The organism is Shewanella surugensis (assembly GCF_023284005.1).
GTDB classification, from domain to species: domain Bacteria; phylum Pseudomonadota; class Gammaproteobacteria; order Enterobacterales; family Shewanellaceae; genus Shewanella; species Shewanella surugensis.
This window is the reverse complement of record NZ_JAKIKS010000165.1, coordinates 1-9,209: the sequence shown is the minus strand read 5'-3', so window position 1 is coordinate 9,209 and position 9,209 is coordinate 1. Positions and strand designations below refer to the sequence as shown.

The window sequence follows — 9,209 nt, the reverse complement described above, 5'->3', positions numbered from 1 at the left end:
GATGGTGTTTAAACTGGCGCAATCAGCAGAAAAAAAGTGGTATCGCCTGCGAGGTTTTAAGCTGCTTGCTGATGTCATATCAGGTATTCAATTTAAAGATGGTGAACGGATAACTCAAGATCAAACAGAACATCACGATTCATTGATACACCACATTTGACAATAACTCTTGTGATGTGCATCTAAATAGAATTGAGTCGTTTATCGAAAAGATAAATATGCCTTTAGTACATATACATGCAAACAATGTGGCTCCAATTAGAATCGATGATTCATTTCCCACTGTGTTAGAGTTAACTTTCAGTAAACACGCTAAAAGAGAAGATAAGGTCTCTATGCCACATAAACTTGATATGCCAAACAATGAAAAAATTGATGAGGTTGCTTTACGTATTCGAGATTAATATTGTTATCTCTATTCTAGCAAGTGCATCTGAATCAATATCTAAAGTATATTAAGGTAAAACCGTCACGTTATTTTGAATTATTTTCAGCCATGATCTGAATGATAAAATTTAATCGGGTAGCGGTTTACCGGCGGTTTCTGCGAGAAAGAAGGTGACGATGAGCGAAAGGACGGCCACGCCCATGAGATAATAGGCGGGCGAAAAATCGTTGGCGGTACGCTCGAGCAAATAGGTTGCCACCAATGGTGTCGTGCCGCCAAAAATACCCATGCACAAGTTATAGCCGATCCCAGAGGCACTGCAACGGACTCTGGTCGGCAGTATTTCAACCATGACGGCCGATAATCCGGAATACCCCACACCGAATAGGAGTGCAAATCCTGCTTGTCCGGCTAAAATCATCCAAAAATTCTGATGATGCATCATCCACCATAGTGGCCAGGAAAAGAGCAATGAGCCAATGGCTACAAAATACAATAGCGGTTTTCGGCCAATCTTATCGGACAGTATGGCACTGTACGTGATCACGGGAAGAAGGATTATTAGGCTCAAGGTATTAATATCCAGAGCATCGGCAGTCGATACATGCATCTGCTCTGTTAAGTAGGATATGGCGTATACCCAAAGCAGATAAAATCCAACGGCGTTCACCAGTGATAAACAGACGATTTGCATGATCTCGCGCCAATGATCGCGAATAGCAGCAATAAAGGGAAGTGTATTCAGTGGTTTGGCGTTATCAAAAACATTCGGTTCGGTCATGTGGCGGCGGAACAGGATTGCACAAACGGCGATGACCGATCCAAACAAAAAAGGCAGGCGCCAGCCCCAGGTCTGAAATTCAGCGGATCCTAAAATATTGCTGAACAAGGAACATATGAAAGAGCCAAGGAGAAAACCGACTACGCTGCCGAACATTGGCCAGCTGGTGTTAAAACCGCGCTCTTTATCCGAAGAATGCTCTGCAAGGAAAACGATGGAACTCGGATACTCACCGCCAACCGATAATCCCTGAAGGATCCGCAGCAGGATCAGCAAGATGGCTGCCGTGCTGCCAATGTCAGCGTGGGTCGGCAGAAAACCAATGGCCGTGGTGCCTATTCCCATCATGACAACGGAGAGGATCAGTGCTGGCTTTCGACCGATTTTATCCGCCATATGACCCAGTAAGACGCCCCCTAAAGGACGCGCAATATAACCAATGGCAAAAACACCAAAAGCGGCGAGAAGTGACGTGAAGGGATCATCACTGGGGAAAAACAGTTTGCCGATGATGGGAGCCATGGTGCCGTAAACAGCAAAATCATACCATTCAAGGGTATTGCCGACTGCGCCGGAAATAATATTACGTCGCTTTATCGTTTTAGAAGCAATAGCAAGCATTCCAAATCATTAAAAGGATAGAGCCTTTGACTCGCAAAATCCAGTTAGGGGATTAGAGTCCCTTACTTATTTCTTTATAGGTGTTAAATGTGATAGCTAGCAATAAAGCGAGGCTGACTCACTTTCAACTGACTTACTTTTAAATAAACTTAACGGTAGGGAGCAAAAGGATCCGTTGATATTCAGTATTAATTTTCCGTCTTAGCTGTTATATAATGTTTTTACGGGGTGAGCCTATATAAGCCGTTAAGGAAGCGCTATGCAACAAGATCAAGATGAGAATTTTCAGCGATTGGCACGTATCGCCAAGTTTATGGTACCGATATTTATCCTGATCATCGGCAGCGCTTTAGCGTGGTTTGAGTTTAGCAATCAAGTGCTCAACATTAACGTGGTGAACAAAAATGTTGAGTGGAGCGAAGGCTGTTCTCAGGGACGTTGCTCGGGCATTGCGACTTTCTATATTGTCACCGATGCGGAGACCTTTATCACCACCAAAGCGATTTATAGTCAAATGGTAACTGGGCGGGATTATGATGTGGAAACGGAAGGCTTTAAAGGATTCGCAGTGCACAGACGAATCGATTATCTTTTTTAAATCCTGAATTAATGTACAAAGCCGTAGCGGTTAAACAGATTTGTGAAATACGGGGTCAGAGTAAATTTGGTATGTCGGAGATCGAGTATGAGCAAGAATGAAATATTACTCATTTATGATAAAGAATGCCCTGCTTGTGATTATTATTGCCAGTTAGTAAGGATACGAGAAAGTGTGGGTGTGCTTAAGCTCATTGATGCGCGTGACAATAGTGACGTGCTTGCTGAAATCACCGAGTTAGGCTTAGATATTGATCAAGGAATGGTATTGAAAATGGAGGGGGAAGTGTATTATGCTGCTGATGCTATTCATGTTCTCGCCTTAATCAGTAGTCGCTCAGGCGTGTTTAATCGAATGAACTATTGGATGTTTAAATCTCAATATTTGTCGACAATATGCTATCCTGCATTAAGGTTTTTTCGGAATATGCTTCTTAAAATACTGGCTAAAACGAAAATCAACAATTTAAATATCAATGATAATAGTCGATTTTAAATGATGAGCTTCGTTCGGAGCTGCCTGGTATTCCCAAGCTCATTGAAGATGCATCGTCAATGAGATTGGAGATAAAACAAATTAATTTTGTTCAGAAAAATCTATCAGCGTTTGACCCGACATGCGGTAGCCGACCCATTCATCTTGCGATTTTGCGCCGATTGCATCATAAAAATCTCGCGACGGTTTATTCCAATCGAGACAACTCCATTCAAATCTGCCACAGTTTTTTTGCAGCGCAATCTGCGCCATTTTTTTGAGTAATAATTTACCCGCACCTTTGCCTCTGTGTTCGGGAGAGACATAGAGATCTTCAAGGTACAGCCCTGGTTTTGCTAGCCAAGTTGAGTAATTATAAAAGTAAATGGCGATGCCTAATGCTTGGCCATCTTGTTCACAAATCAATGCGTTAACATGGCTGTCGTTAGAAAAAAGGGTTTGCTTGATAGTTTGCTCTGTTGCCAGTACTTCATGTTCAGCTTTTTCATAAATGGCTAGCTCACGCACAAAGTGTAAGATGAGTGCTGAATCTGCGGCTTTGGCTTGGCGAATAGATAATTGATCCACGTTATTTTCCGATATCGATGATTGACGTTATCATAACGGTTGGATTAATATGATTATAGTGCATTTTTTTCATATCAATATGTGTATTATTCATAATGAACCTTCATCAAATCGATTTGAACTTACTGATTCTATTCGACGCTTTGTATCGCTATCGTTCGGTATCCATCGCCGCAGATGACATTTGTTTGAGCCAGTCAGCCTTTAGCCACGGTTTATCTCGGCTGAGGAAACGTTTAGGCGATGAGCTATTTGTACGAGTGAATAATGTGATGGAACCAACCACATTAGCTCATGATCTTGCTTTTCACCTTTCGCCAGCGTTAGAGCAGATCCATATGGGATTGAATCATAGCTTAGTCTTTGACCCTACAACCAGTGATATTGAATTCAAGTTCGCTGCAACGGACTACACTCAATTTAGTTTATTACCTAAACTGATTAGCCACATTACCAAGGTCGCACCGAACATTCGTATTACTGTTGTTTCATCAGAAGATAAAATGCCAACGGCAAAACTCATTAGTGGAGAGCTGGATTTTGTTTTGGGTTTTAGTCACGAAATTGAAAAATCATCCACTATTGAATACCAAACTTGGTTACAAGATAGTTACTGTACTATTGCTAGACAAAACCACCCTCGATTAAAGAACGGCTTAACATTGGATAACTTTGTAAGTTTATCACATGTCAGAATATCACCATGGGGTGAGAAAAAAGGGATCGTCGATCATCATCTTGCCACACAAGGACTGAGTCGCCATGTCGCGTTACAGTTACCGAGTGTTCTCGCCGCACCCTATACCATTTTACATTCAGATCTTATTTTAACCTTACCCAGATTGGTCATATCCAATCTGGGTAAAAGGTTGGATATTGATATTTACTCTCCGCCTATTGCCATTCCTGAATATCAGTTAAATGTCTATTGGCATAAACTTAATGCGAGTAAAGCGAGTCATCGTTGGTTAAGGCAGTTGATTAGCCAGCTATGCTGATACTGGGCGGTTAATTAAGTGAGGTAATATGCTGTGTCATTGCTTTTTGACATGTGTTTTTATGCGAGCATCAAAGCGAAGTCAGGGGGCTTCTCTTTGAGGCTCACTGGCGAATTAATGACTTCGTTGTAGCGTCGATTAAAAATCGTAGTTCATGCCTATTGTGAAACTACGTCCCATGAGAGGGGCGTACTCTTTCAGTAACGATGTATGCGGCCTAGCATCTTGATTGAGCAAGTTGGTGCCCTTCACATATAACATAATATCGTTATCGTCCATCATAAGATGATAGGTCACGGCAGTATTGAGTAAGGCATAACCTGCTGTATCGGTCTCATTTTCGGCGGTTTCTGTCTGTTTGGCATAAGCCATGACACCTATTTCGGCATGCCAGTCCAACTGGTCAAAGTTAATGGTTGAGCCAAAACGTAAGGGCGAGATAAGGGGTAAATTACCCCCATCGACCAATAACCCCCGAGTGTAATCACTCAGTAAGTCCAATGACCAAGTGTCGTCAAACGGTATCTTGGCTTGGGCCTCTACTGAGTAGAATTCGGCATCGCCTTGAGTGAATTGATACACTGGCAGAGAGCCCTCTTCATCGATATCGGAGGCGATGAGGCCAGTATCTTTTTCATAGTAGAAATTGTTGATCCTGTTATAGGCCATGCTCAAGGATCCGGTCCATGCTCCATTTAATTTCCGTAGGGTTAAATCAATATTATTGGCGATTTCCTTATTGTTACTGTCACTGTCGGCTATGACTTCACCGTTTTCAATTTTGAATTGGGAACCCACGTCGAAGCTTTGCGTGGCATCATGATCGCCGAAACTGTAAAGCTCTTCGGCGGTGGCTGAGCGCTCGGCTCTTTCAAATGATAAGCCTAAGTTATAGACAGGATCGAAATCCCAGACTATGCCAGCTGAAAGCGTCAGATTGTTATCATTGACACCATCGGGTTGATAATTTTGTGTGCTGGTTGAGGTTTCTAGGTTCATGCTGTCAGGATCTAAGCGATAATGCTCGATACGACCCCCAAGCTTAATGCGAAAGTCATCAATTTTTCGCTCTTGTACGATGAACGCCGCGAGGGTGTCGGTTTTACTGTCGGGCGTCAGAGCCTCTTCTCCTTCAACAGAAAAATCCCGGTGGATAGCGTGCAGACCCATGCTCCCTTGCCATTCGCCCCAAGGTGTATTGTTAATACTTAAGCGGACTTCACTCTCCTTGTTGTAGAAGAAGGTGTCGGCGACGTCATCTTCTAGCTCGGCATGTTGATAATCGGTATAGCCTGCGTCAAAGCGCAGCTTACTCACGCCAGAAAATGGATTTAACAGGCCGCTATGAAGTTGCCACACCGTTTTTTGTAAATCTATGCTGATGTCAGGATCATCTTCATTTCGCTTAGGGATCCCATAGTTTGAATCGGTATGCGCTCCAGAGATACTGATAAAACTGTTATCGCCTGTGTACCCAACACCAGCGGCATAGTTATCCTGTTCTAGTTGACTATTAGCCAGTGTGCCATGAGTGTCAGCTTGGTCTTCAATGGCATTACCGGCAATATCGAGATCATCGGTATTGCGCTGTGTACCGTCTACATGCCAATTGAATTTACCGTTACCTCCGTTTAGCTCGCCATTAACGGTGCGGCCATTATTGCCAGTCACATATTGGGTGCCAAAGTTACCCGATAGTTCATCGACCGCTTCTTCGTGAACTCGGTTATTCACGACATTGACGACGCCGCCAATCGCACCGTTACCATAGAGTAGAGACCCTGGCCCTCGAAGAATTTCGATTTGCTGCGCCGTTCCGGCTTCAGTGGTCACGGCATGATCTGCCGATACTGTCGATGCATCTCCCACAGAAAGGCCATTTTCTAACACTAACACTCTAGGGCCACTCATGCCGCGAATAATGGGGCGACTCGCGCCAGCACCAAAATGAGAGGCTTGTACACCGGGGAGTTTTTCCAGTGTATCTCCTAAGGTGGGCTCAGTATTCAGTTTCAGCTGCTCTTCACTCATCACACTGATTGGCGTGGTGCTTTCTACTGCTGATTGCAAAAAAGGCGATGCGGTGACGACAATGGTTTCCATCATGGCCTGCTCGAGTGAAACATTTTGCGTCACCGTGCCTGTGGTTATGGGTAAATCATCATCTGCATCTGTGAAGTTATCAGCACTCACATGCAGGTGAGCAAGGCTGTTGTCCGCGAAGGATAATTGGTATTGACCTTGAGCGTCACTGATTGTTTTATTATCAGCGGCAATTCTCACCTGTGCGCCAGCGATAGGCGCGCCATTATTATCGGTAATTTGACCTTGGATCTGAGCTCCGATTACAGGTGTAGAGCCGCCAGCAAGCGCTAGCGCTATATACGATAGAGCATGTCTCATTATGCCTGTCCTTATAGAAAAGCAAAAAATAGAATGTTTAAATTGATTTTTGTTTTGCTGAAAGACTAGAAGGGAGGGGCACGTACGTTTAGGTTGCGTAGCCAAAGTAGTGAAGGTTGCTGATAGAGAGGAGGTGCTATGCTTCCAGCTTGTTGCTGACACATTGCAGGCATGATGACCGTTGTCGGGCCAGCATGGTGATGATGGTAAATATTACTGTATAGGCAGTGAGTGTTATCATGTTCTAAAGCATGTTCGATGCCATGGGCCAGAGTGATAGATTGCAGCACAATCAGCCACAAGCCGAACACTAGCCAGAGGCTATTTTTAAGAGTCAGGGGTATTCGATGTGTCATTATGGTTAACCTGATCTCCTCTTATTTTCGATTAGCGAATAATACCAATTGCTAATACTCTTTTTTATGATGGCACACGTTACTCTTCACCGAAGAAAAACGCAAAGCTAAAAGTGTAATAATTAAAGATTGCTGTTGGAACCGATCTGCTAAACCCTATTATTTTAGTGTTCTTTTGACTTTGGCTTGGCATTTTATCTATCGGTGCAGGAGGTTAATAAGGAGATTATTGATTGAAGTTAGCGGGAAGTGTGTGGTTCAATGTGAATGTCGTTTGAGTATAAAAGTAGAGTATTAGGGAGGCATTTTATGGGAAAAATGGGGAGATTATATCGCAGAGTTAAAGTGTTATACCTCATGTTCTGGACAGGATTAATGATGAGTATTACGCTCTATCTGCTCGGAATGGATAGCCCAGCTTGGACCATGGGGTATGTTTCACTATTGGCTGTTATTATTTTGTTTACGCTTATTGCCAATGTGAAATTGCACCAGTTAGCGGTTAAAGAAGAGAGTAATCGTTATACGCTTGGCCTGAAAGCGACAGTATTATCCTGTTTGTTTTTAACGCCACTTGAGGCGGTGATTGTATTACCTGCGATTAATTTATACAGGCTTAAACGATAATATAGTGAAGCTTGAGTCGGTAAGCCTCTTGCTGGTGGTTTTGTATCATAAGCTCACTCAATGTTATTTTTCCCCGAGATTTGGATGATAATGTCATTGAGTTTCATCAATCGGGTTAGGCTAAGCCGCAAGTAAAACTCATGAGTGATAAGCATTGAAAACGTCTTCAATGCTTTTGATCATGAATGTTCTAAGTCACTTGGTTTTTGCATTTTCAAGTGGCTTAGACATATCAGTAGGATCGCACTTTGGCAGCTAAGATGTTAGCGGTCATTATCTCAGGTGGAATAGCCAAGAGCTCATCGGCTTGAGCCAGAAGTGTGGCTGCAATTTTACCATCAAGGTGGGCTTGTCGGCCAGTTTCATTGGTGAAGGTATCAAAAATGGCAAAGCGGCATTCACTGAGCTGTATTGCATACCAGCTTAAGGTTTGCTGCTCTTCATTGGCAAGGGCTAAAGCTCTGGTTAATAAATCAATGACTTACTTATCTTTATGTTTAAAAACGTGTTCAAAGTAAGGTTGTAATTGCTTGAGCCATATCTCATAGCCTTTACGGGTTAAATGCAGCTTATCATGCATGATCTCAACAGATATATCGTCTTGGTTATCGACAACGTTATCATGAATATCTAAGTCATGAATGAAGCTGTTTTTGTCTAATGTAGAATATAATGCACTGGCTTGAGTACTGAGTTGGCGCTCAATGGAGTGTTTTTCTCCACGAGGAAAAAGTCGGTATAAGAGTATTTGGGTGTCAGGCAGTTTGAGCTGAATGGTTCTCACTAGGTGGTTAACGCCAAGTGCTATTTCTTGCGGCGTGTTGTCAGGCACATTGTTGGTGCCGATATTGAGCACCAGCAAGGCAGGGTTGATGTTATCAAGTTGGCCGTGCTCCACTCGCCAGAGTAGATGTTGTATTTTATCGCCGGCAAAGCCTAGATTTTGGATCACCAATTTTTGCTGCCAGTCTCGTAAAACGCTGCTTCCTGCTTGCTCCCACTGTTGCACGATTGAATCTCCTATTAAGATGACATCAGGAGGATTTAAGCTATCTTTATTGCGGCTCAAAATGGCTTGATGTCGTTTGGCCCAACGAGGGCTATTCCGTTTATCTTGCGGGACTGTTAGATGTTGAACTTGGGAATGTCGATTCACGGGTATTGGTTTTTGGCTATTACTCATAAAAATAAAACCTATAAAGAAGAGCCTGCTTTAAAGAGATTGAAATAACTTTATCATTTTATATTAACGGGTACAAAAATGTTCCTGATTACCCATAAAGCTCAGCCATGCTTAAATACTTCTGTGGCATAGGAGCAGTTCGTAGTGCGACATACATAAATCGTGGCAACATGTCTTCAAGCGAGAACCTTC

At 43.0% G+C, this 9,209-nt stretch carries 10 protein-coding genes and 1 pseudogene; 5 read left to right on the top strand and 6 right to left on the bottom strand.

Annotated features, from left to right (window positions below; all coding sequences use genetic code 11):
* Positions 1-218 precede the first annotated feature (218 nt).
* Positions 219-404: a hypothetical protein gene (locus L2764_RS24165; RefSeq protein ID WP_248942926.1), complete on the top strand. Its 186-nt coding sequence runs from the start codon at positions 219-221 to the stop codon at positions 402-404.
* Positions 405-515: 111 nt separating this feature from the next.
* Here the strand turns inward: L2764_RS24165 and L2764_RS24160 are convergent, their stop codons facing one another.
* Positions 516-1,790: an MFS transporter gene (locus tag L2764_RS24160; RefSeq protein ID WP_248942925.1), complete on the bottom strand. Its 1,275-nt coding sequence runs from the start codon at positions 1,788-1,790 to the stop codon at positions 516-518.
* Positions 1,791-2,049: 259 nt separating this feature from the next.
* Here L2764_RS24160 and L2764_RS24155 point away from each other — a divergent pair, with 259 nt between their 5' ends.
* A complete protein-coding gene (locus L2764_RS24155) occupies positions 2,050-2,388 on the top strand; it encodes a hypothetical protein (protein ID WP_248942924.1) in 339 nt (112 codons plus the stop codon).
* An 87-nt stretch (positions 2,389-2,475) separates the two neighbouring features.
* A complete protein-coding gene (locus L2764_RS24150) occupies positions 2,476-2,883 on the top strand; it encodes a DCC1-like thiol-disulfide oxidoreductase family protein (RefSeq protein ID WP_248942923.1) in 408 nt (135 codons plus the stop codon).
* 81 nt (positions 2,884-2,964) lie between these two features.
* Here L2764_RS24150 and L2764_RS24145 read toward each other — a convergent pair whose 3' ends face one another.
* Positions 2,965-3,450: a GNAT family N-acetyltransferase gene (locus L2764_RS24145; RefSeq protein ID WP_248942922.1), complete on the bottom strand. Its 486-nt coding sequence runs from the start codon at positions 3,448-3,450 to the stop codon at positions 2,965-2,967.
* A gap of 95 nt (positions 3,451-3,545) precedes the next feature.
* Between L2764_RS24145 and L2764_RS24140 the strand changes: the two genes are divergently transcribed.
* On the top strand, positions 3,546-4,448 hold the full coding sequence (locus tag L2764_RS24140) for a LysR family transcriptional regulator (RefSeq protein WP_248942921.1): 903 nt from the start codon (positions 3,546-3,548) through the stop codon (positions 4,446-4,448).
* Positions 4,449-4,586: 138 nt separating this feature from the next.
* Here L2764_RS24140 and L2764_RS24135 read toward each other — a convergent pair whose 3' ends face one another.
* The gene (locus tag L2764_RS24135; protein WP_248942920.1) at positions 4,587-6,851 is read right to left on the bottom strand and encodes a TonB-dependent receptor; all 2,265 of its coding nucleotides are present in this window, start codon (positions 6,849-6,851) and stop codon (positions 4,587-4,589) included.
* Between the two features lie 65 nt (positions 6,852-6,916).
* Positions 6,917-7,207, bottom strand: a complete 291-nt coding sequence (locus L2764_RS24130; protein WP_248942919.1) for a hypothetical protein — start codon at positions 7,205-7,207, stop codon at positions 6,917-6,919.
* A 309-nt stretch (positions 7,208-7,516) separates the two neighbouring features.
* Between L2764_RS24130 and L2764_RS24125 the strand changes: the two genes are divergently transcribed.
* On the top strand, positions 7,517-7,834 hold the full coding sequence (locus L2764_RS24125) for a hypothetical protein (protein WP_248942918.1): 318 nt from the start codon (positions 7,517-7,519) through the stop codon (positions 7,832-7,834).
* A gap of 481 nt (positions 7,835-8,315) precedes the next feature.
* On the opposite strand, the gene L2764_RS24120 is transcribed toward L2764_RS24125, so the two are convergent.
* Positions 8,316-9,017: a GDSL-type esterase/lipase family protein gene (locus L2764_RS24120; RefSeq protein WP_248942917.1), complete on the bottom strand. Its 702-nt coding sequence runs from the start codon at positions 9,015-9,017 to the stop codon at positions 8,316-8,318.
* 88 nt (positions 9,018-9,105) lie between these two features.
* Positions 9,106-9,209, bottom strand: a pseudogene (locus tag L2764_RS24115) (IS1595 family transposase); the annotation flags it as partial.